Annotated in this window: 22 protein-coding genes; 10 read left to right on the top strand and 12 right to left on the bottom strand. The window is 32.8% G+C overall.

Translation table 11 applies throughout. From position 1 onward, the window contains the following. Positions 1-98 precede the first annotated feature (98 nt). Positions 99-1460 carry an HTTM domain-containing protein gene (locus tag ACRBBL_RS13570; RefSeq protein ID WP_431369605.1) on the top strand — a complete coding sequence of 454 codons (1362 nt, stop codon included), beginning with the start codon at positions 99-101 and terminating at the stop codon, positions 1458-1460. 68 nt (positions 1461-1528) lie between these two features. Here ACRBBL_RS13570 and ACRBBL_RS13565 read toward each other — a convergent pair whose 3' ends face one another. Continuing rightward, complete coding sequence (locus tag ACRBBL_RS13565) at positions 1529-2290, bottom strand: DJ-1/PfpI family protein (RefSeq protein WP_431369604.1); 762 nt, start codon at positions 2288-2290, stop codon at positions 1529-1531. Positions 2291-2443: 153 nt separating this feature from the next. Between ACRBBL_RS13565 and ACRBBL_RS13560 the strand changes: the two genes are divergently transcribed. Next, complete coding sequence (locus ACRBBL_RS13560; protein ID WP_431369603.1) at positions 2444-4372, top strand: CocE/NonD family hydrolase; 1929 nt, start codon at positions 2444-2446, stop codon at positions 4370-4372. 369 nt (positions 4373-4741) lie between these two features. Here the strand turns inward: ACRBBL_RS13560 and ACRBBL_RS13555 are convergent, their stop codons facing one another. The 6 genes from ACRBBL_RS13555 to ACRBBL_RS13530 all read right to left on the bottom strand — a co-directional run bounded on the left by ACRBBL_RS13555 (position 4742) and on the right by ACRBBL_RS13530 (position 10910). After that, positions 4742-5905 carry a sigma-54-dependent transcriptional regulator gene (locus ACRBBL_RS13555; RefSeq protein ID WP_431369602.1) on the bottom strand — a complete coding sequence of 388 codons (1164 nt, stop codon included), beginning with the start codon at positions 5903-5905 and terminating at the stop codon, positions 4742-4744. A 1-nt stretch (position 5906) separates the two neighbouring features. After that, a complete protein-coding gene (locus ACRBBL_RS13550) occupies positions 5907-6740 on the bottom strand; it encodes a mechanosensitive ion channel family protein (protein WP_431369601.1) in 834 nt (277 codons plus the stop codon). Positions 6741-6744: 4 nt separating this feature from the next. Next, positions 6745-8064: an ABC transporter permease gene (locus ACRBBL_RS13545; protein ID WP_431369600.1), complete on the bottom strand. Its 1320-nt coding sequence runs from the start codon at positions 8062-8064 to the stop codon at positions 6745-6747. Between the two features lie 2 nt (positions 8065-8066). Then, on the bottom strand, positions 8067-8996 hold the full coding sequence (locus tag ACRBBL_RS13540; protein WP_431369599.1) for an ABC transporter ATP-binding protein: 930 nt from the start codon (positions 8994-8996) through the stop codon (positions 8067-8069). Between the two features lie 184 nt (positions 8997-9180). Then, positions 9181-10311, bottom strand: coding sequence for a molecular chaperone DnaJ (dnaJ, locus tag ACRBBL_RS13535; protein WP_431369598.1), 1131 nt, complete (start codon positions 10309-10311; stop codon positions 9181-9183). Between the two features lie 59 nt (positions 10312-10370). After that, positions 10371-10910, bottom strand: a complete 540-nt coding sequence (locus tag ACRBBL_RS13530) for a nucleotide exchange factor GrpE (RefSeq protein WP_431369597.1) — start codon at positions 10908-10910, stop codon at positions 10371-10373. 170 nt (positions 10911-11080) lie between these two features. On the opposite strand from ACRBBL_RS13530, the gene ACRBBL_RS13525 reads away from it, so the two are divergent. After that, a complete protein-coding gene (locus ACRBBL_RS13525; protein WP_431369596.1) occupies positions 11081-11737 on the top strand; it encodes a YceI family protein in 657 nt (218 codons plus the stop codon). A 45-nt stretch (positions 11738-11782) separates the two neighbouring features. Here ACRBBL_RS13525 and ACRBBL_RS13520 read toward each other — a convergent pair whose 3' ends face one another. The 3 genes from ACRBBL_RS13520 to ACRBBL_RS13510 form a co-directional block, all read right to left on the bottom strand. Next, positions 11783-12694: a TIGR01777 family oxidoreductase gene (locus tag ACRBBL_RS13520; protein WP_431369595.1), complete on the bottom strand. Its 912-nt coding sequence runs from the start codon at positions 12692-12694 to the stop codon at positions 11783-11785. A 74-nt stretch (positions 12695-12768) separates the two neighbouring features. Next, positions 12769-13452: a tRNA (5-methylaminomethyl-2-thiouridine)(34)-methyltransferase MnmD gene (mnmD, locus tag ACRBBL_RS13515; RefSeq protein WP_431369594.1), complete on the bottom strand. Its 684-nt coding sequence runs from the start codon at positions 13450-13452 to the stop codon at positions 12769-12771. A gap of 2 nt (positions 13453-13454) precedes the next feature. Further along, positions 13455-13967: a DUF4920 domain-containing protein gene (locus ACRBBL_RS13510; protein WP_431369593.1), complete on the bottom strand. Its 513-nt coding sequence runs from the start codon at positions 13965-13967 to the stop codon at positions 13455-13457. A 130-nt stretch (positions 13968-14097) separates the two neighbouring features. Between ACRBBL_RS13510 and ACRBBL_RS13505 the strand changes: the two genes are divergently transcribed. Further along, positions 14098-15165, top strand: a complete 1068-nt coding sequence (locus tag ACRBBL_RS13505) for a branched-chain amino acid aminotransferase (protein ID WP_431369592.1) — start codon at positions 14098-14100, stop codon at positions 15163-15165. A gap of 149 nt (positions 15166-15314) precedes the next feature. On the opposite strand, the gene ACRBBL_RS13500 is transcribed toward ACRBBL_RS13505, so the two are convergent. Then, positions 15315-15701 carry a hypothetical protein gene (locus ACRBBL_RS13500; protein WP_431369591.1) on the bottom strand — a complete coding sequence of 129 codons (387 nt, stop codon included), beginning with the start codon at positions 15699-15701 and terminating at the stop codon, positions 15315-15317. Between the two features lie 38 nt (positions 15702-15739). Beyond that, complete coding sequence (locus ACRBBL_RS13495) at positions 15740-16465, bottom strand: SDR family NAD(P)-dependent oxidoreductase (RefSeq protein ID WP_431369590.1); 726 nt, start codon at positions 16463-16465, stop codon at positions 15740-15742. Positions 16466-16511: 46 nt separating this feature from the next. Here ACRBBL_RS13495 and ACRBBL_RS13490 point away from each other — a divergent pair, with 46 nt between their 5' ends. The 6 genes from ACRBBL_RS13490 to ACRBBL_RS13465 all read left to right on the top strand — a co-directional run bounded on the left by ACRBBL_RS13490 (position 16512) and on the right by ACRBBL_RS13465 (position 23118). Next, positions 16512-16700 (top strand): hypothetical protein, encoded by a 189-nt coding sequence (locus tag ACRBBL_RS13490; RefSeq protein WP_431369737.1) that lies wholly within the window; start codon positions 16512-16514, stop codon positions 16698-16700. Between the two features lie 170 nt (positions 16701-16870). Further along, entirely contained in the window at positions 16871-17485 is a 615-nt protein-coding gene (locus tag ACRBBL_RS13485) for a response regulator (RefSeq protein WP_431369589.1), read from the top strand. 71 nt (positions 17486-17556) lie between these two features. Further along, positions 17557-18456 carry a trypsin-like serine peptidase gene (locus ACRBBL_RS13480; RefSeq protein ID WP_431369588.1) on the top strand — a complete coding sequence of 300 codons (900 nt, stop codon included), beginning with the start codon at positions 17557-17559 and terminating at the stop codon, positions 18454-18456. Between the two features lie 21 nt (positions 18457-18477). Then, complete coding sequence (locus tag ACRBBL_RS13475) at positions 18478-18930, top strand: hypothetical protein (protein WP_431369587.1); 453 nt, start codon at positions 18478-18480, stop codon at positions 18928-18930. Between the two features lie 117 nt (positions 18931-19047). After that, positions 19048-20808, top strand: a complete 1761-nt coding sequence (locus ACRBBL_RS13470; protein ID WP_431369586.1) for a sensor histidine kinase — start codon at positions 19048-19050, stop codon at positions 20806-20808. 93 nt (positions 20809-20901) lie between these two features. Further along, the gene (locus ACRBBL_RS13465) at positions 20902-23118 is read left to right on the top strand and encodes a hypothetical protein (RefSeq protein ID WP_431369585.1); all 2217 of its coding nucleotides are present in this window, start codon (positions 20902-20904) and stop codon (positions 23116-23118) included. The last annotated feature ends 36 nt before the right edge of the window (positions 23119-23154 follow it).

The following is a 23154-nucleotide window of genomic DNA, read 5'->3' as shown; positions in this document are numbered from 1 at the left end:
TTTTCTGTTTCTTGTGTTGTTTTCGCTAAATTATTTTCAAATTTTGGGAAGCTCTATTGGAAAATTGTATTTTAGGCGAACAACAACACCGACCAATCATGAAGTATATCCACAAACTAGTATTCAAATCAATTGATGTTTCTGTCCTTGCAATCTTCAGAATTTTCTTTGGAATGTTTATGTTCTATCAAATGATTTACTACTATCAAATAGATTATACGTTTCAATTTATATTTGGTCCTGAAGTATTATTCCCGTATCAAGGATTGGAGTTTTTACAGCCTTTCTCTTTAGGTTTGTTGAAAACAATCCATGCAGGACTTTTAATTTCTACAGTACTAATAACTCTTGGTTTTTTGTATAGATATGCCATGATATTCTTCTTTTTAGGATTTTCATATTTTTCATTTATAGACAAAACTTTATATAATAATCATATCTATCTCATCGCATTGATTGCTTTTGTGATGATATTTGTTAGCGCAGATAAAAAGTATAGTCTTCGAAGTAAACTTTCTAAAAAACCATTGTCAAAAATAATCCCTGCTTGGCAGCAAAATATTCTTATTTTTTTAATCTCTATAGTGTATTTTTTTGGAGGAATTTCAAAACTATCTCCAAATTGGATGGACAGTAATCTTGTAGGATACACAATTGATCAAGCGCAGAGCAGTATGTTGACAAACATTTTTCCAAAGGAAACGCTCATTATGTTAATCAAATATGGCGGACTCGTTTTTGACCTGAGCATTGCTTTTATTTTACTAGCTAAAAAAACACGTTGGTTAGGTGTACTACTTGTCGTGATATTTAGTTACACGAATAACTCTATTTTATTTGATGATATTGGAATTTTTCCTTTTTTCATGATTTGTGCCACCATCTTATTTTTTGATAGTAAAAAAGTTGGAAACTACGTTGATTCTATATTTGGCAGTAAAGCAACGGAAAACACAGAAGAAGCAACTGAGACAGCCGTAACAACATCAAAATACAAAACACTGACATTAACCTGTCTGTTCATTTTTGTTGTATTTCATATTGTATTTCCTTTGAGGCATCATTTCTTAACAACAAACCCTGAATGGACAAGTATTGCACAACGATTTTCTTGGCGAATGAAAATGCAATCTAGAAACGTAACACAATTCAATATGTCTTTGGTAGATCGTGCAACTTCTCAAAGATATGATTTAGATGGAACCACTTTTGTGACTAAAAATCAATTTATGCACATGCCAGAAGATCCGTATACCTTTGTTCAATTGGCTAAATACATAAGTAAAAAGCTATACTTAGAACGTGGCTTGATAAATCCTATCATTAAAGCAGAATTGATGGTAGAGTTTAACGGAATGCCAACTCAATACATGCTTGATAAAAGAATTGATTTAACAAAAGTAAATGAAAGTCAATTCGCGAAAACTCCTTGGATTCCTGAGTTTAACGGATATAAGTAAGAAAAATAAAAAACTGTTTTTCACCAAGCCCAAAAATCCAACACCAAAAACCCAAGACCAAAAAAAAACTATTTAACAATAGTATGTGGATAACCGTCCAAAGTCCAGTCAATTACCAATCCACCAGCAAGACTTTTGGCAATTTCTTTTCCATACAAATGTTCACACAAATACAAAGCTGCTTCAAAAGATTTTGCGCCACCAGCCGAAGTAATGTACTTTCCATCATGTACAAATAAGGTATTATCTCTAATGTCTAACTTCGGAAACATTTCGCGCATCTTTTTAATGTCACTTGGAAACGTAGTAGACGCAACATCATCTAACAATCCAGCTTTGGCTAATACAAATGCACCATCGCAATGTGAAGTCACAAATTCTGCATCTTTGGCAACTTTTTGCACAAAAGCAATCATTTTTTTATCGTCTAAATCGGTATCCAAATGATGTTCGGCACTTGGCACAACCAAAATATCGATCTTTGGCAAGCTATCTTTCAAATAATTAAAATCGGGCAGAATACGCATGCCTTCAAACGTAGTCACAGCAGCATCTGTATTGGCAACTGTAAACACATTCATCGCTTTAATATTCTCACGGAAAATAGTGTGTTGAAAAATATCAAAAGGTGCAGTCAATTCGGTATTAAATACACCATCCATAATTAAAAAACCAACATTATAACGGTTTGGTTCAAGTTTTGGAAATTGCTTTTTAGGCGTACTTTCTTTCTCCGTTTTTGTAGTTGTAGTCTTCGTTTCTTGTGTTCCTTTCGTTTCACAACTAAAAATACAAAGTGCAAACGTTAAAATAGTTAGGATTCTTCTCATTGTGATCTAATAGCGATTATAATTTTGTAAATTTAGACATAAAAAATTACGAACTACAACCAAATGAAATGAACTTGCTAATATTTTGATTGAAACTCAAAATTATTGTTAGTGAATTCCATCTGACAAAACCTGAAAATAGAAAGATTACAGATGAAAACCTTTTTTAAACTTATCCTATTAACAGTTTTTTTATGTACTGCTTGCACAAAAACTGAAAAAACAAATAAAGACGTTGCCAAAGTAAATGATACGTATGTAAAAGATCATTACAACAAGCAAGAAGTAACCATCGAAATGCGTGATGGAATTAAACTACATACCACAATTTATTCTCCCAAAGATACAAGTAAAGAATACCCGATTTTAATGCTGCGTACGCCATATAGTTGTAAACCGTATGGAAAAGACGAATTTAAAACTAAAATTAGTCCGAATACACATTTAATGAAAGAAGGAAACATTGTTGTGTATCAAGATGTCCGTGGACGTTGGATGAGCGAAGGTATTTATGATAACATGCGTGCATACATTCCAAATAAGAAAGATAATACACAAGTAGACGAATCATCAGATACCTATGACACAATTGATTGGTTGGTGAAAAATGTTGAAAATAATAACGGTAGAGTAGGAACTTGGGGAATTTCATATCCAGGGTATTATTCGACGTATTCTACAATTGATGCGCATCCAGCATTAAAAGCTGCTTCTCCACAAGCCTGTATTGGCGATTTCTTTTTTGATGATTTCCATCACAATGGAGCGTTCTTATTAAGTTATTTTAGAGCGGTTTCTTTATTTGGAACAATGAAAGATACACCGAAAGATTCAGCTTGGTATAAATTACCAGATTTAGGTACAAAAGATCAATACCAGTTCTTTTTAGATGCTGGACCATTAAGCAATTTGAATAGTTATTTTGAATATGAAAAATTAGACAATGTTATTACGTCTAAGTCCGATAAAATAGATGATGTTTTTTGGAAAGAAATTATCGATCATCCAAACTACGATAGTGTATGGAAACCAAAAGGATTGATTCAGAATTTAAAAAATATAAAACCATCTGTAGCAACGATGATTGTTGGTGGATTTTTTGATGCGGAAGATTTATACGGACCTTTTGAAACCTATAAAACAATTGAAAAGTACAACCCAGATAATTACAACACAATGGTTTTTGGACCTTGGGATCACGGAAGATGGGCGAGTAGTAAAGCGAAAAACTTTGTTGGAAACTATTATTTTGGTGATTCAATCTCGTTAAATTTTCAGCGTGATGTGGAAACAAAATTTTTCAACCATTTCTTAAAAGGTGATGGAAGTAAAAATTCAGGTTTGCCAGAAGCGTATGTATTTGATTCTGGAAAGAAAGAATGGAGTAGTTATGATAGTTGGCCGCCAGCAAATGTGGCAAAACAAGATATGTATTTGAATGCCGATCAAGAATTGTCTGCTGCTAAAAATGGAGAAACAAAAGAAGTATTTGTGAGCGATTTAAAACGTCCTGTACCATATTCAGAAGATATTAAAACCGTATTTACGCCAAGAAAATATATGACAGACGATCAGCGATTTGCAGCACGTCGTCCAGATGTATTGATTTTTGAAACGGAAGTATTAACAGAAGATTTTACTTTGGCAGGTGACATCATGGCAAAATTAAAAGTAGCCACAACAGGAACTGATGCCGATTGGATTGTAAAAGTAATTGATGTACATCCACATGATGCTAAAGAGCAGGAAGAAGGCATGCAAGACCATTTGGCCATGAGTAATTATCATTTAATGGTTCGTAGTGAAGTGATGCGCGGACGTTTCCGTAACAGTTTTGAACATCCTGAACCATTTGTGCCGAATGAAAAAACGGCTGTAAATATCAAATTGCAAGATGTATATCACACATTCAAAAAAGGACACAAAGTGCAAATTCAAGTGCAAAGTACATGGTTTCCATTAATCGATTTGAATCCACAAACGTTTGTGCCAAATATTTACAAAGCCAAAGAAGAAGATTTCAAGAAACAGACACATACAGTTTTCAACGATTCTAAGATTGAGTTTACGGTGTTGAAGTAGGTTTTTTGATTGCTTCGCGTGTATTCTTAAACTTCTTGGGAACGTCTTTGCGAGCGTTTTGATAAAAACGCGCGGCAATCTGTTTCTCAATAACTCAACACGTCACTTCGAGTGATTTTTCTGTACATTGAGCGGAGTCGAAATGAAAGAAAAATTGTATCGAGAAGTACTATGAAAAGAAAATCAACTACTTAAATTCAAAACTGTTCTCGATAGCTCCGCTGAGTATGTCGAAGTACAACCAATCACAGATTCGCAACTCGAACTGACGTTTAGTGTTCTTCATAGTTAAATTGAATAAAAAACAATGACACATAAAAAAATCAGCTTTTTACAGCTGATTTTTTTTGATTCTTTATGTCGTAGAAATTACTTAGAAGCAAATAACTTCACATCTTCTTCGGTGACTTCTTGTCCTCCAAGAATGATCAAACGTTCAACGACGTTTCGCAATTCTCTAATATTCCCTGTCCAATCGTATTCCTGTAATAATTTGATGGCTTTATCTGAAAACTTCTTCGCTGTATTTCCTTGATCGTTCGCAATCTTAGCTGCAAAATGATTTATCAATAACGGAATATCGTCTCTACGATCGTTTAATGCAGGAACTTTGATTAAAATTACGGCTAGTCTGTGGTATAAATCTTCACGGAACTTTCCGTCTTCAATCTCCTTTTTTAAGTTCTTATTCGTTGCAGCAATCACACGAACATTTACCTTAATATCTTTATCGCTACCAACACGTTGTACTCTGCTTTCTTGCAATGCACGCAATACTTTGGCTTGTGCCGATAAGCTCATGTCTCCAATTTCATCTAAGAAAATAGTTCCACCGTTAGCAGCTTCAAATTTTCCAGCTCTATCTTTATTAGCGCTTGTAAATGCTCCTTTTACATGACCGAATAATTCACTTTCAATCAATTCACTTGGAATTGCCGCACAGTTTACCTCAATCATTGGTCCTTTACTACGATCACTTTTTTGGTGTAACCAGTGCGAAACCAATTCTTTTCCTGTTCCGTTTGGTCCAGTAATTAAGACACGCGCATCTGTTGGTGCTACTTTTTCAATAATATCTTTAATTTGATCGATAGCATCAGAATGTCCAATCATTTCGTAGTTCTTGCTGACTTTTTTCTTTAATCGTTTGTTTTCAACAACCAATTCTTTTCTATCAAGTGCATTTCGAACTGTGTTTAATAATCGATTTAAATCTGGCGGTTTTGAAATATAATCAAATGCACCAATACGCATTGTATTTACTGCAGTATCTAAGTCACCATGACCGGAAATCATCACAAAAGGAGTTTCTGGTTTTATTTTTTTGGCAGCTTCAAGTACTTCTACACCATCCATTTTTGGCATCTTTATATCACAAAGTACCAAATCGTAATCGTCTTTCTTTACCATCTCTATACCTGCCAATCCATCTTCTGCTTGTGATACTTCATACGTATCATTTTCTTCGGATAAGATTTTTACTAAAACTCTTCTAATGGCAGATTCATCTTCTATTACTAATATTTTAGGCATATTATTCTTTTTTTGAATTATAAACATGTACATCGCGTTGCGGAAATGGAATGCTTATATTATTTTCATTAAATGTGTTGTATATTTTGTATCGTAATCTACTTTGAACTTGCGGCAGATGAAAACTATCTCCAATATAAAAATGTAACCTGAATATCAAAGCACTATCTCCAAAATCTTCAAAAAATATAGTAGGTTCAGGATCATTCATAATTGCATCATCTTGTACAGCAATTCCAAATAGCAACGCTTTTACTAAATCAACATCCGTACCATAAGCGACTCCAACATTAATAGATTCTCGTGTACGTTCATCATTTTGTGTCCAATTGTACAAAATTTCATTTAAAAACTTATGATTAGGAATCACAAGAACTTTCTCGTCATGTGTAATGGCTTTTGTAGTTCGCAGTCCAACCTGCGTAATTTTACCAACTTTTTTATCGATCTCAATAACGTCATTTACGATGATAGTTTTGTCAACTAGAATAAAAATTCCAGAAATAATATCCTGAAATAGTTTCTGCATTCCAAGTCCAAGACCTACAAATAAAGCAGTAGAAGCTGCCAGTAAGGCTGTAATATGAATACCAGAAGCATCCAGAGATGTGATTATGGCAATGGAAAATATAAAATACTTTAAAAAAGTAAAGACTGTTTTAAAGCGGTTTTTGCCATCTTCATCCAATCTTTTGGAAACACCAATTCGAATAAACTTAAGAATAAAATGTGTAGCAATTAATACTATAATAAGTGTTACAATAACTTGAACAGTAATGGTAATTTCTCCATGTTTATATAGAACAATGTCTAAAAATTCCCAATTTTCTCCCATAATATTAGTATTTCAACCACTTGAATATTTCCTTATAACTCGGTTTTTTTCCATACATTAAAATACCAACACGGTAAATTTTTGCAGCAAACCAAACAGTTCCAACGAAGGTAATATACAAAATTACGATTGAAATAATTTGTTCCCATATCGGAACACCAAACGGAATTCGCATCAACATTACTACAGGTGAGGTAAATGGTAAGTATGAAAACACAGTGGCAACTGATCCATGTGGATCTTCTAATACAGTAAATCCACCAACATACACAGCCAAAATCAATGGCATTAAAATCGGCATCATAAATTGTTGCGTGTCCGTTTCATTATCTACTGCGGCACCAATAGCTGCATATAAAGAGCTATATAGTAAATATCCACCAATAAAAAAGATAAAGAAAGCTATGACCAAATTCACAATTGGTAAACTACCGATGATGTATGATATAAGTACTGATATATCAACGTTAGCTCCTTGCGCTATCATTTCTTGCTGTTGTGCAGTTTGTGCGCTTACGAGATCAAAACCAAAAATTAGCCATAAAATTACGACTATTGTTCCTCCAAGTATGATCCACATTAAAAATTGTGTAATTCCCGCTAAGGAAGTTCCAATAATTTTTCCCATCAATAATTGAATCGGTTTTACAGAGGAAATAATGATTTCAATAATACGGTTTGTTTTTTCTTCAATCACGCTACGCATAATCATATTCCCGTAAATAATAATAAACATAAACAGTAAATATCCTGCTGCAAAGCCAAACCCGAGTTTGGAATAGTTGATGAGTTTAGAGCTACGTTCTCCCGAAAAAGTTTCTTGTCCGATAGCTATATCCATTTTAGAGCTTTTTACCAAATTGATGTCAACATTATTCTTTAAAAGGGCTTCTTCTGTTAGTTTTCCATTTAAAATTCGTTCCAGACTCGAAATGAATTTTGACGAAGGCGAATCTTCTGAATAGAATATTATATGCTTCGCAATTTCTTCAGTAGATGCCATTTGACGAATGTGTAACAAGCCATATTCTTCGGTTTCCTGCACTTGCTTCTTAGCTTCTTCTAAGGAAATGCCTTGAAGAAAGTTATAGGTTGTATTGGAATCTTTAGTTACTTTTTCTGTCTTGAAAACTTGCGAAATTTTTCCTGTTTCATCTAAGATAGAAATGGTGCGCTGTTTGTTATTATTTATTTGTGTTAAGTACACAATTAACGAAATAAGTCCGATGAAAATTAGCGGACTTAAAAAGGTCATTAAAATAAATGACTTGTTTCTAACTTTCGTTAGATATTCTCTTTTGATAATTAGCGGTAAGTGATTCATGTCTAATTATTATTTTCTACGGTTTGAATAAATATATCGTTGACACTTGGAATAACTTCTACAAAGTGATTTACTTGTCCTTTAGAAGTTAAATATGATAGTAAATCGTTTGAAGTATCTCCGTTTTGTAGTTGGATGTTTATTTTTAAATCATCATCGATAGATTTGAAATCGGCATCGGTCACGTTAAATTTTTCGCTAAGGGTTGATCGTAACTTTAGATTATCTGCAGCAGCGACACCAACTTGATATGTATTGCTTTTGTATTGACGTTTAACATCGGTCAATTTTCCATCCAATACTTTATTCGATTTGTGAATTAAAGCGATATGATCGCAAAGTTCTTCTACAGATTCCATTCTGTGTGTAGAAAAGATAACGGTAGCACCTTCATCACGAAGTTGTAAAATTTCGTCTTTGATTCTGTTTGCATTGATTGGATCGAATCCGCTAAATGGTTCATCAAAAATTAATAGCTTCGGTTGATGCAATACAGTTACGATAAACTGTATTTTTTGTGCCATACCTTTTGAAAGCTCTTGAATTTTTTTATTCCACCAATCTGAAATTTCAAATTTTTCAAACCAATATTTCAAACGCATTTTTGCTTCCGATTTGCTCAATCCTTTTAATTGTGCTAAATACAAAGCTTGTTCGCCAACTTTCATCGACTTGTACAAACCGCGTTCTTCGGGCATGTAACCAATGTCTTTAATATGAAATTGTTGCAATGGAGCACCATCGAGTAATACTTGACCAGAATCTGGTGCGGTAATTTGATTGATAATTCGAATGAGTGAAGTTTTCCCTGCTCCATTTGGTCCTAGAAGTCCGAAGATACTTCCTTTAGGAACGTCAATAGAAACTTTATTTAATGCGGTATACTCACCATACTTTTTTACGACGTCTTTCGCCTGAAGAATTGAACTCATAAAAAGTTTTTTATATAGGTAACGATTTCGTGTATTTTGTTACAAAATGAATGCAATATAAAACAAAACCCACCCTTAATATGATCAAGGATGGGAAAAAATTGCTATGAAAAAGAAAAAATTACTAGCCTGTTACGGCCAGTAACTTATCAAAGATAGTTTTTTTTTCGTAATAGCAAAAGAATTACGAAAACATGTCTTTGACTTTTTCAAAAAATGATTTATCACTCTTCTCTGGATTAGGCACAAAATTTTCCTCTTTTGCCATTTTTTCAAAGAAGTTTTTCTGTTCTTTCGTTAATGTTTTTGGTGTCCAAACGTTGATGTGTACTAGTAAGTCACCTTTTCCGTATCCGTTAACACTTGGAATTCCTTTTCCGCGTAAGCGCAATATTTTTCCTGACTGAACTCCTGATTCTACTTTGATTCGAACTTTTCCAGTTACTGTATCAATTTCTTTAGAACTACCTAAAGCAGCTTCAGAGAAACTAATATACAAGTCGTAATGTAAATTATCGCCTTCACGTTTTAGGAATTCATGTTCTTTTTCTTCAATAACGACTAATAAGTCTCCAGAGATTCCATTTCCAGGTGCTTCATTTCCTTTTCCAGAAACTTTTAACTGCATACCTTCTACAACTCCTGGTGGAATTTTGATAAGTACCGTTTCTTCTTCTGCTTTCATTCCTTGTCCATCTGCTCCAGCTGGACGTTTGTCAATCGTTTGTCCGGCACCATTACAAGTACTACAAGTAGTAGATGTTTGCATTCTACCTAAAATAGTATTTGTGATTCGTGTCATTTGACCAGAACCATTACACGTACTACAGGTTTTATAAGTTACGCCAGGCGCTTGTACTTTTCTACGAACTTTTACCTTTTTGTCTACTCCATTAGCAATTTCTTCTAAGGTAAGTTTTAAACGAATTTTTAGGCTGCTTCCTTTTACGCGTCGTTGTCTTCCGCCGCCGCCGAATCCACCGCCGAAACCGCCGCCAAATCCTCCGCCACCGAAAATATCACCAAACTGACTAAAAATGTCGTCCATGTTCATTCCGCCACCGAAACCGCCTCCGCCGAAGCCTCCGCCGTTTTCAAATGCTGCGTGCCCATATTGGTCATAGCGCGCTTTTTTATTATCGTCGCTCAATACTTCATACGCTTCTGCTGCTTTTTTAAACATTTCTTCAGCTTCCTTATCATCAGGGTTTTTATCTGGATGATATTGAATAGCTTTTTTACGGTATGCTTTTTTAATTTCAGCTGCCGAAGCTCCTTTGCTTATTCCTAATATTTCGTAATAATCTTGTTTCATTTTGTTTCAACGTGTGTTAAAAAGGTCGTTTTGTTGTTGGGAACAACTTGCAAACGTTCTTATTGTCCTACAACTACTTTCGGGTAACGGATTACTTTGTCACCTAAGGTATATCCTTTTTCAAGTATGTCAATGATTTTTCCTTTCATGTCATCTGTTGGTGCAGGAATTTGTGTCACTGCTTCATGGTCTTCTGCGTCAAACGTATCGCCCATTTTTACAGTAACTTCGCCTAAGCCTTTTGTTTTTAAGGTTTCTTTGAGTTTGTTACTTATCAATTCAACTCCTTTTTTCAAATCTTGAACCTCTTTATCATCGATTTTTGCAATTTCTGCCAATGCTCTATCAAAATCGTCTAAAACTGGCAACATGGCAACCAAAATGTCTTTTCCTGCCGTTTTGAACAGTTCTACACGTTCTTTGCTAGTTCTTCTTTTGTAGTTTTCAAATTCAGCAAACAGACGTAAAAACTTGTCTTTTTCTTTTGCCAATTCTTCTGTTAGTTGTGCTTCTGCAGAAACTTCTTCTATTGTATTTTCAGTAGCTTCAGCCGCTTTAGGCTGTTCTTTCTTTGTTGCTTTATCCTTTTTTTTGCTCATGGTATATGTCCAAAAAATTTTTATTATTTCTTGTATAGATGGCAAAAGTACTGCCATTTATGATAAAATGTCAAAATGTCACATAAAATATTTTTTAACATTTCAATCTTAAAACTTAATAGTATTTGCTAGTTTTACAACCAGACTTTTATGAATAAAATATATAATCTATGAAAAGAAAATTTTTAAGCTTACTAGCTTTTGTTGCAGTAGCAGTTGTAACTACTTCTTGCGGAGAAAAAAAGAATGAAACTAAAGGAGAAGATGCTAAGACTGAGAAAAAAATTACTTCAGAGGCTGTAAAGTATAAAGTAGATACTGCAAATACAGTAGTGACTTGGAAAGGTTCTAAAGTTATTGGCGGAAGTCATAACGGAACTATGAATGTATCTAAAGGTACTTTTGCGATGAAAGAAGGAAAGTTAGAAAGTGGAAGTTTTATTATTGATATTAATTCTTTGACAGTTTTAGATATTCCTGCAGATGATAATGGAAATGCAAGTTTGAAGAAACATTTGTTATCAAGTGACTTTTTTGATGCTAAAAATAATGGAGCAGCGGCTTTTTCAATTACTGGAGTGAATGAGAAAGAAGGAAAAACAATGATTGAAGGAAACTTAACATTGAAAGGTGTAAAGAAAAATATTTCTTTTCCTGCTAAAGTAAGTGTTGAAGGAAATAAAGCTATGATTGTAAGTGAAGTGTTTACTATAAATCGTACAGATTTTGGAATGAAATATGGATCTTCATCATTTACGGATACATTTAAAGACAAAGCCATTAGCGACGATGTAGAGTTGTCTGTAAGTGTTGTTGCAACAAAATAAGATACTACTGAAAATATATATGTAATAAGCCGACTTTGTGTCGGTTTATTTTTTGAGTAAATTCTCCAAAGCAGGTGTTAAGTCTGGAAAGTTAAATTTGAAACCAGTAGTTTCTATTTTTTTAGCACTTACTTGCTGACTAGAAAATAGGAGCGTGCTCATTTCTCCCAAAATAAGTTTCATCATAAATTGAGGTACATTTGGCAAAAAGAAAGGCTTTTTTAGTACGCTAGCAATTTCTTTGGTAAGTAGTTTGTTTGTGGTCGGATTGGGACCAACACCATTAAAAATTCCAGTATGATTTTGCGTTAACACATATAAATACATACGTGCAATGTCGTTTATATGAATCCAAGATTGCCATTGTTTACCAGAACCAATTGCGGCACCAACGCCATATTTTATAGGTTTTACCATTTCTTCCAAAGCGCCACCATTTTTAGAGAGCACCAAACCTGTTCTTAAAATGGTTACGGGAATTTCTAAAGATTTAAATTGGTTGGCGTGCAATTCCCATTGTTTTACAACATTTCCTAGAAAGTCTTTGGATTCGTTGGTTGTATCTTCTGCGTAATTTTCAGTAAGAGAACTTGGGTAAATGGCTATTCCAGAAGCAGAAATATAGTGCTTTATGGTATGAGTTTTTGCGTTGCGAAGCGATTTGAATAAGACATTGGCAGTATCTACACGACTGCTAACAATTTCTTGTTTGTATGTTTCTGTCCAACGTTTTGCAATGTTTGCACCAGAAAGATTTACAATAGCTTCAACACCTTCAAAACAAGCTTCGTCAATTTCACCTTTGGCAGGATTCCAATAGAAGCCATTTTTATTTTCAGATTGTTCAATTTTGCTTTTGCGCGTTGTAAGGTAATGCACTTGATGATTTTCTTGCAAACATAAATCGGTTAAGGCTGAACCTATCAATCCTGTTGCACCACAAATAAGTATTCGCATAGCATTTGTTTTCTTTTCCTAGTAAAAATACGCTAAAAAGAATAGATTTATGTAGTTACTCCTTATTTAGATTTTTAAATCTTAGTTAATTTTGTGGCGCGTAGCATTTCACGTTTCCCTGGCGGACCAGGAAGTCGCTCTACTGTAAAACCAACTTCTTGCATAGCACGGCGCACACTTCCTTTGGCAGCATAGGTTACTAAAACACTTTTGTTTTGCAATGCATTGTACATTTTTTGAAAGATTTCAACAGTCCATAGTTCTGGTTGCACACGAGCACCAAAAGCATCAAAGTAGATAAGATTGTAGCGTTCTATATCATTAATTTGGTGAAAGAATTGTTGTCGCTTAGTAAGTTTAAAATTTTCAGCTAGTACAGTTTCAGTTTCCCAATCGCAAGTATGCATTTTTGTAAAAGTAATTTGCTCATGTTCGACTTTTAATTTTGTACTGTAATTGAGTTGTGTAATTTCTGCGGAAGCGACAGGATAGGCTTCAACACCTACATAATTAACAGGAAAGTTGTGTTTTTTTGCTTCCAGATAGGTCATAAAAGCATTCAATCCTGTACCAAATCCAATTTCTAGAATGTGAATTTGCTCAGGATTGAACGTATTTTGTAAATGATGTAAGCCTGTTTTTATGAAAACGTGCTCAGATTCTTGAATAGCACCATGAGTAGAATGATATTGTTCATCCCAATCTTCTATATGAATTGTGGTAGATCCATCTCCCGTGGTGATAATTTTTCGTTTCAAGTTTATTTTTTCAGTAACACACCATCCGCTACAAACGAAAGTGTCTTTTTTGGTGCTGTAATTTTAGCAATTTCTTCTGCCGATTTTCCAGCGTCTTCTGCATAATGCTTTAGTTCGTCTACAGAAGTTTCTTGAACAAATGCTTTTCCGTTTACAATAACTTCGCCTTTTGCGTCAAGTGGCATAAAGAATCCGTAATCTTTAAATTTTACCATTACTTCTTTTTCTTCACCTAAATCTAAACGCATCCAGCATCCTTTTTTAGAACATACAGAGTTTATGTTTGAAGTAAATTTTACGTTTAATGTATCGCCAACTTTTAAGTCGCCATACTTTTCATTGATTTGCGCTGTCGTTAATACATCTTTCGCATCAATTTTATCTCCAAAAGAAGCGTACGCCATTTCAGGAGCTTTAGTTTCTTGTTTTTTTTCAGTTGTTTTTTCATTGGTTTTAGCATCTTTACATGCTACAATTGTCAATAACGCTGTTATAAAAAATACGATTTTCTTCATTTTTATTAAATTTTTATTAAAATTATCGCTGTTTTGTTATGAATCTTTAAATTTATAGACGAATTTTTGTTTAAACCTAAGATTCTTTTAAAATTAATTATTTGTACCTTTGCACAAAATTAAGAATTATATGAGGAGTGACCTTTCTATTGACCTAAAAATTTCCAAAGTTTCTGAGAGTAAAATTGAAACTGTTGATTTTGATAATTTAACATTCGGAAAAGTTTTTACTGATCACATGTTTGTGTGTGATTATGTTGATGGAGTTTGGCAGACGCCAGAAATTATGCCTTATCAACCACTTACGATTGATCCTTCGGCGCGTGTTTTTCATTACGGACAAGCTGTGTTTGAAGGGATGAAAGCTTTTAAAGATGATAACGACAAGATTTGGATGTTTCGTCCAGAAGATAATTTTGATCGTATCAATAAGTCTTCACATCGTATGGCAATTCCAGATTTTCCAAAAGAGTTTTTCTTTGAAGGATTGACAAAGTTATTGGAAATGGAGAGCGCTTGGATTCAGAAAGGAAAAGGAAATTCATTATATATTCGTCCATTTGTAATTGCTACTGAGCCAGCTATTTCGGCTTCTCCATCAAATAGTTATAAGTTTATGATTATTTGTTCGCCAGCACAATCGTATTATGCAGGAGAAGTAAAAGTATTATTTGCAGAGAAATTTAGTAGAGCTGCAGATGGTGGAGTTGGATATGCAAAAGCCGCAGGAAATTATGGCGCACAGTTTTATCCAACAAGTTTAGCACATGCAAAAGGATATCAGCAAATTATTTGGACAGATGCAAGTACGCATGAATATTTGGAAGAAGCTGGAACGATGAATATTTTCTTTAGAGTAGGAGATATGCTATTGACAGCTCCAAATAATGATCGTATTTTGGATGGAATTACGCGTAAGAGTGTGATTCAACTTGCGAAAGATAATGGAATTGATGTTGAGGTTCGTCGTGTAACTGTAGCAGAAATTAAGGAAGCTGCAAGTAACGGATCATTGAAAGAGATTTTTGGTGCAGGAACAGCAGCAGTAATTAATCCGATTGCAGGATTTGAACATGCAGGAGAAGAATTTGATTTGCCAAAATTAGAAGATTCGTATGCATCTTTCTTTAAAGAGAAATTAATGAACATTCAATATAATATTTCTGAAGATCCACATGGTTGGAGATATGAAGTTTAGTTTTTTAGATTGTTAGACTTCTTAGATTCATTAGACAATTTAGAATTTTAGATATAAAAAAAGTGACTCAATTTGAGTCACTTTTTGTTTTTTCAAGAGTAAATATATCCTTTTGAAACTTCTCACTTCTCAATACTAATAGCTCAATACTACTTTTTCAAAATTTCTGCGATATTCGGTTTGAAATAGTTTGGTCCTTTGAGTACTTTTCCATCTTCACGATAAATAGGTTTACCGTCTTCTCCTAGTTTGCTCATGTTGCTACGTTGAATTTCTTCGAAAACCGCTACAATTTTTTCTTGCATTCCGTGTTCTATGATGGTTCCGCAAAGAATATATAGCATATCGCCTAAAGCATCGGCAACTTCTACCAAATCATTGTTTTGAGCAGCTTCTAAGTATTCTTCATTTTCTTCTTTCATTAAGTTAAATCGCAGCATATTTCTTGCTTCTCCGATATCTGCAGTTGGCGTGTTTTTTATTCCTAAACCAAACGCTTCATGAAATTCTGTAACGGCTTCAATTCTTCTTTTCATTTAATTAAATTTAATATTTTAAATACGTTTTTTAAATTTTACATTACTTTTTTAATTGCCCAAGATGGTACTATTTTTAGAACCCAAGCTATTAAATTCCAACGTTTCGAAATATACACTTTTCTTTTTTTCTTTTTTATAGCACTGTAAATTTGTTTTGAAGCTTTTGTTAACGGAGCCATCCAAAAAATTCCATCACCTAATGCCATTTTTGTATCTACAAAACCAGGACGAATATCTGTAATGTATACGTTACCTCCTTTTATTTCTTTCGTTTTTAAATATAATGACTCTAAGTAGTTAACTTGATATGCTTTTGAAGCAAAGTAAGCTGGCGCGTGTCTACTTCCTCTTAAAGAAGCTATGGAAGTTATGCATGCTAAATGTCCGAATCCTTGTTTTTTGAATAGTTTAAATGCTAGATTATAGATTTTTGTAGCGCCTAATATATTTGTTTGAAGCGTTTGAGATTCTTTATCCCATTCTAATTCAGGATTTTCATATCCAATGCCAGACGAGTGAATAATTAAATCAATTTCGCCTAATTGTTTCACTATTTTTTCAAAAACAATTTCTGATGTTGTTACTTCCTGAACATCATGCTGTTCAATGATATACTGTGTTGGATTCGTTGCTTGAATTTCTTGCAAATTTTCTATTCTTCTACCAGTTATCACAACTTGAAACCCATCTTTAACTAACATTTTGGCTAGTTCTTTTCCTATTCCTGAAGTAGCTCCAAAAACTATTGCTTTTTTACCCATAAAAAGATCTGTGAAATTTGTAATTTTGTCAAAAATACTACAATTTATGTTTACTTCTGGTCAATTGATATTTGCCGCTTTTTTTGTGATTGTTTTTGTAGCAGTGATGATTTATTCGTATCGAAAAGATTTAAAGCTTCATCAGCGTCATTACAAAGGAAGTTTACGTGTTTTATTGGTTTTTATTCTCTTCATTGTAACCATCGTAGTTATAAAAAAATTCATTGTATCTTAATTTTAGTTTGTTTTCTGTGCTGCATTTTTTGTAAATTGTAGGAAAACTGACTAACCATCACCATAATATAGACACTTTGTTACAGTAATTACCGTAATAGAATTCCCAAATCATTATTTTTATATATGGAGAGCATATAGTTTGTTTGTAATTTTTGAACCCTAATTTATATGATTACAGTCGCTATTGCAGAAGACCATCAAGCACTTATTGATGGAATTGTTTCGTATTTAGAATACGAAGATGATATTACTATTGTTGGACAAGCCAATCATGGCAAAGATTTATTAGATATTGTTCGAAAAAGGAAACCTAAAGTTGTAGTATGTGATATCAGAATGCCTAAAATGGATGGTATTGTAGCCACCACACATATTAAAAAAGAATTTCCTCATATTAACGTATTGGCTTTTACCATGTATGATCAAAGTGAAGCTGTGCGGCAGATGTTGGATGCTGGTGCAACTGGTTATATTTTAAAAAACTCTCCACTAAAAGTAGTCTTGGAAGCTATTCGTACACTTTCGGAAGACAAGACGTACTATGATGCCAAGTTGAATATTGATCAGATTTCTAAAAACAGTTCGGAATCTATTTTATCGAGGCGTGAAAAGGAAATTTTGGCCTTAATAGCACAGCGAAAGACTTCAAAAGAAATAGCAGATTTACTATTTATTTCTAAATCTACAATAGATACACATCGTAAAAATATGATTCAGAAATTAGAACTAAAAGGAGCAAACGAATTATTAGGATATGCTATTGAACAGAAATATGCTTTTTGAGAATACCTATAGTTGGGGATGGCTTATAGGTATTTGATTTTGAATCTTTGTGTTAACTAAAAAGACCTCCTATGAATTTATTTAAAAAAGCATTTTGTACTCCGAGAAAGATTTTTTTTCAAAAAAAAGAAAAGGATATTCCAAAAAAAAATAAAAAAGGCAAATCAGAATATTTTGACGCTAATGGAATAGAATATATTATAAAAAACTCTAAAAATAAAGGAAGAACAAATAATATATTTGATAAAGCACTCGGTAGAAATTACTCTCTAGATAAAAAAGGAATAAAACGGAGAAACGATAGTTGCTCAGAAATGATACCAAAATTAGATGTTGGTCTACCTTTCACAATGATATGCAAAATTTTTTATAGAAATAGAGGTGAAATTGAAAGGGAAAGTACAGGTTTTTTTATTAGTCCCAAAGTTGTAATTACTGTAGCGCACGAACTCTATCATGGAAATCAATATTTTGAAGATGCAATTATAGTTCCTTGCATTGAAATTATAAATGGAGAGTTTAAATATCCTTTAGGAGGTGTGGTTGCTGATAAATTTATAATTTCTGAAGGATATACTAACGGTCGTGGAGAAGGAAATGATTATGGAGCTATTTTTTTTGATGAAGAATATTTTATAGATAGTATCAATTCTTATTTTAATCTATATAGTATGAATCAAGAAGGAAATAGGTTATCTGTTTATATTGCAGGATATCCCGATACATCCCTTTTAGGAGATGTGTCAATATCTCATTTAAAGTATGCAGAAGCTACAGCAATGATTGATGATTCTGGGCTTAAACACAATTTTAATCCAGAAGGTGGTCAAAGTGGGATGCCTATTTGGATTGAAGAAGGTCAAAAATATTATGTGATCGGAATTAATGATTCTGATTGCGATTTACCGCAAATTAAACTTACAAATGAAGTTATTTCAGAGTTAAATAACTGGATTGAAATCTCTTATTAATAATATAAAACACTAACAATTATGAGTCAAAAATTACCTCAAAAATATACGTCTCTTAAAAAACTTTTTCTATATGTGTTCACTTCGAATACAAAATATCAAATTGTTCATATTCATAATGATGGATTGGCCAAATTTGTCTTAGTAGCCAAATTTTTAATGTTTAAAAAAAACAGTGAAAGATTAAAAAAAGTTACATACTGCTTAATTACACAAGAAGAAGAATTAAATCTGAGTTTAGAAAAAATTTCATACAACTATAAAAGTAAAAAGTTTAATATTTTATTAAAACCATTGACGATCCCGAAATTAATCAAAGAGATACAAGAATTCATTCCTGAAGAAGAAATTATTATGGCTTCTGGTTCGCAATTTGTTAATAATATACAGTTTTTGGTAGATGGAAACCCAAGAGATTCGATTAGTGGACAAACAGGTTTTGGAGATCAAGCATGTAATTTTAAAGTTATTTAGGTGAGAGTAAAATTACAGATACGATTTTTATTTGTTCTATTCTTACTCAATTACTCTGCTCATTTATTTGGGCAGAGTGATGTGTATATGGCTCTTGATGATTTAAGAAAAAATGAATTGAAGGAATTAAAAACTAGTTTAACAGAATTAGATACAACAACTTTGGCTTATAAAGCTATACTTTGGCAATTTCATTTTTTAAATACTGGCGAATTAAATGATGAACTCATAGCGAAAATAGAATTAGATACAATTAAGATAAAAGATCAATTTCAAAAATCAATCTCCTATTTAACATTAGGAGATTATTATTTACATCAAAAAAATAAAATTGATTCTATTCCAATCAAACTATACACATTTGCCCTTAGATATGGAGAAAAAAATAATGATAAAATAATTATTACAGAATCTTTAAAGAGACTTTTTCTATACTACATATCACCATCTACAAGAAATTATTACTTAGAGTCTTTTGAAAGAGATTTGAAAACATATGGTAATTATTTGTATGATACGCATGAATATCTTGAAAATGCATACTACACTATATTTTATAAAATAGCCGTTTATGATTCACTAAAAGAAGAAGAAAAATTGTCTTATAGAGTATCAATAGATGATTTGTTTTTTGAATCGATAAAAGAAAGTAAGAAAGTCAAAGAACAATTTTTGACAGGTAAATTGATTCAATTATTTGGTGTAAAATCATTTCATTTAGATAAAAACTATAAACAAGCAGATTCTTTATATCAAGAAGCAATACGTGTTTATGAAGGTATTCCTTATTTTTTTGTAAAGGCAAAACTTTATGGATTGTACATGAATAGAGGAAGCACTTTTCATAGTCAAGGTGATTATGTAAAATCTAAAGAGTTACTCCATAAAGCAGCAAAAGTTGTTACACAAGACAATGAAGTAAGTGTAAATAGGTGGTTGAGAGATGTATGCTATGCTTTAGGAGAAATTGATAGTGTTCATTATTATTCAGAAAAAAGATTTAAAGCTTATAAAGAACTTGAAACAATAAAACATTCAAAGGCAGTATCTGAACTAGAAAAAAAATATAAAAATGCTGAACTAAGAGCAGAAAAGGCGACTATAAATACACAATTATATGTCTCTCTCTTTTTATTAGCTCTAGTAATCATCTCCGCATATCTCCTCCAAAAAAACACACGTAAAAAACAATTATTAGCAGAACAGGCAAAAGATTTAGAAGCACAGAAAGTAGCTACATTACTCAAAGAGCAAGAACTTGCTAGTATTGATGCTATGATTGAAGGTCAAGAAAAAGAACGCAAACGTATTGCAGAAGATTTACACGATGATCTTGGTGCGCTGATGGCAACCGTAAAACTACATTTTGACAATATTGAAACCGCACAAAATGAAGATGCTGTTCAAAAAACAAGCTCGTTACTTGACGAAGCATACTCAAAAATAAGGACGATTGCACATGCTAAAAATGCAGGAGTTATTGCCAATGAAGGATTGTTGGTAGCAGTAAAAAATATGACTTCAAAGATTAGTAGCGCAAATAAAATTGATATGGAAGTCATTGCGCACGGATTGGAAAACCGATTAGAAAATTCACTTGAACTATCTTTATTCCGAACCATTCAAGAATTAATAGCCAATATCATCAAACATGCAGAAGCCACAAAAGCTACGATTCAATTAACACAATTTGAAGAAAGCTTAAATATCATCGTAGAAGATAATGGAAAAGGTTTTCATGCCAATACAATCAAAGAAACAGGAATCGGACTCGATAATATTAAGAAGCGTATCAAGCATTTAAATGGAACATTTTCTATAGACAGTACATTAGGACGTGGAACGACAATTTTGATTGATATTCCATTGAAATCATAAATACTGCAAACACAAGAATACCTACAAATGAGTATTTTTTGTATTACAAAAAAATAGTACATTTATGAAAACTAACTACAATTACTATTCATCATGAAATCATTTTTACTTACCATTTTAGGATTTTTCTGTGTTTTTCAACTTTCTGCCCAGGAAATTAAAGAAGAACAATTCATTCCTAAACTAAAAGAAAAACAAGAAGCACTGTACAAACTCGTAGACAAAAAAGACAACCTTGTAATTAAGGTAGCTAATCTTGCAAAAGAGATTGAAATTACCCCAGATGCATCTGCTAAGGCTACAAAAAAAACAGAAAAAGAAGATCTTGAAGAAACAATAAAAAAACTAACATCTGAAATCACTGAAAAGTGTGATGAATATAAAGAATATCATACGTTATTGTCAAAATATCAAAATGTGTCTGAAACATTTTTGGCAAATTATAAAGTTCGAATTTGTAAAATATATGCCACTCCCGAGGTTGAAATAACAGCAGAAGAGGTGAAAAATGAAAGCTACAAAAAGAAACTAAAAGACGAGGAAGCCGCTATTGAAAAACTCGTAGATGCTAAATTCTTGAGTGATAAAGCTATAGAATTACTCAATAAAGAAATTGCAGGAATTGAAAGTAAATTGAATGTCGCTACTCTTGAAGATACTGAACGTAAAAAAATAGAAGATGAGCTAAATGCTAAAAAAGAAGAAAAAGCAAATGAAGTTACAAAGAATGGAAACTCATTGAAAGCGATTATGGAGGCTTGTACGAAATTTGAAGAATATAAAACGTATTTAAAAAAGCATGAAGGAGTAGAAGCGTCTGTTTTAGAGGAGTTTAAAGCTCGAAGTTGTTTGTTGTTTGAAGAAAAATCAGCGCTCGATCCTGAAAAATTTATCATTATAGGCGATAATGATCCTGTTAAGGTTGATAGTTTATTTAGTAATAGTAGTACACGACAGGTTTTAGCTAATATTTTTAGTATTGACAGCAAAACAAACTTGGGAAAGTTTCAAGTTCCTGGTGATAACGAAGTAATAAATTTTTATGTAGAAAGAAAGAGAGACAAAAAAAGGGTTAAAGAATTTGATTCAGTGATGGCTCAAGAATATAGTCCCAACCATGCTGATGATTTGATTACTCTTAAAACCGCTAATGAGGGAAGTAGTTTTAAGTATGAAAAAGTTCCCGAACAAGCCCGCTTTAAATCCATTCAAATAGAATTATTGGAAGGTGGAATTGTAGATAGTCGCTTGATTTTAGAATCACTTGACGGAAAAACACACTTTTACTTTGAAGGAACCGATCCTGTAAGTTTGTTAAACTATTCTCGGAGAGCACCACAAAGAGGTGCAGTACTCAAATTTTCACACTACGAAAGTATTAATGGTAGCGTTATTTATAATGAAAAAGCATTGAGAGAACTACTAGTACGATATACAGATGTATTAGATTATCATCCAAATGCAGGGAACAATTATGTGCCAGACGATGTTTCGTACACATTTCCTTCTCAAGATAGAAATGAAGAAAAAACTACCGATAAAAGATCCTATCAAATAATTAATAACAATCATTTGCAGCATGTATTAGACATACGTACCTATACAGATTTTATTGGTTTATTTGGAGACGAAGCAAACGGATTATTTCAAGTTGAAGGAAAAGCAGATTTCTTTATTCATCCGTTCAATGTAAGAAAGACTTCAATTTATTGGTTTAAAAAAGTAGCGCCATATGTGCGTTATTCTCGTTTAGACGATGATGAGAATTTTGTAGAAGCGACGCAAAGTAATGATGATCCTAATTTATTTCAGTTTGAACAGGACAAGCTTTCCATATTAGAAAAAACAAATTTGGAAATGGGATTCAATACTAACTTTTTTCAATTTAGATTTGCCAAAGAAATTCCATTTTGGATCTCTTTTTATATCCCTTTAAGTTATCATGTAACCAATGTAAAACTACCAACTACTGTTGATGACGATTTTGTAAACTTTAAAACTTTCGGAGTAGGAATAGGAGCTAGTATTGAACTTAAACGATTGAATAATTTTGGACTCAATGTAGGTTTTGAGGTAAAAAGATATTCCAATGTTGGTGAGTACGAAAAAGACAATTTGATAGAACCAGAGAAACTCGAAACAAAAGCAGTAAACGCCGAAATTTTCTATTACCCAAATAATAACAAATCACAATCAATTTTTTTAAGAATGCGTAGTATTCACGATTTAAGTAGTAATAAAGAAGCATTCTTTCAATTGCAGTTCGGCTACCGATTCACACTAGGTTTAGGCGCTATAAAAGCGAAGTAATACATCATTTAATTATTTTTTCTGGCAATTTTTGTG

The sequence above is a fragment of the Kordia sp. genome (assembly GCF_050633145.1).
GTDB lineage: Bacteria > Bacteroidota > Bacteroidia > Flavobacteriales > Flavobacteriaceae > Kordia.
Note: the sequence above shows the minus strand (reverse complement) of the source record. Positions and strands in the feature narration are given on the sequence as shown.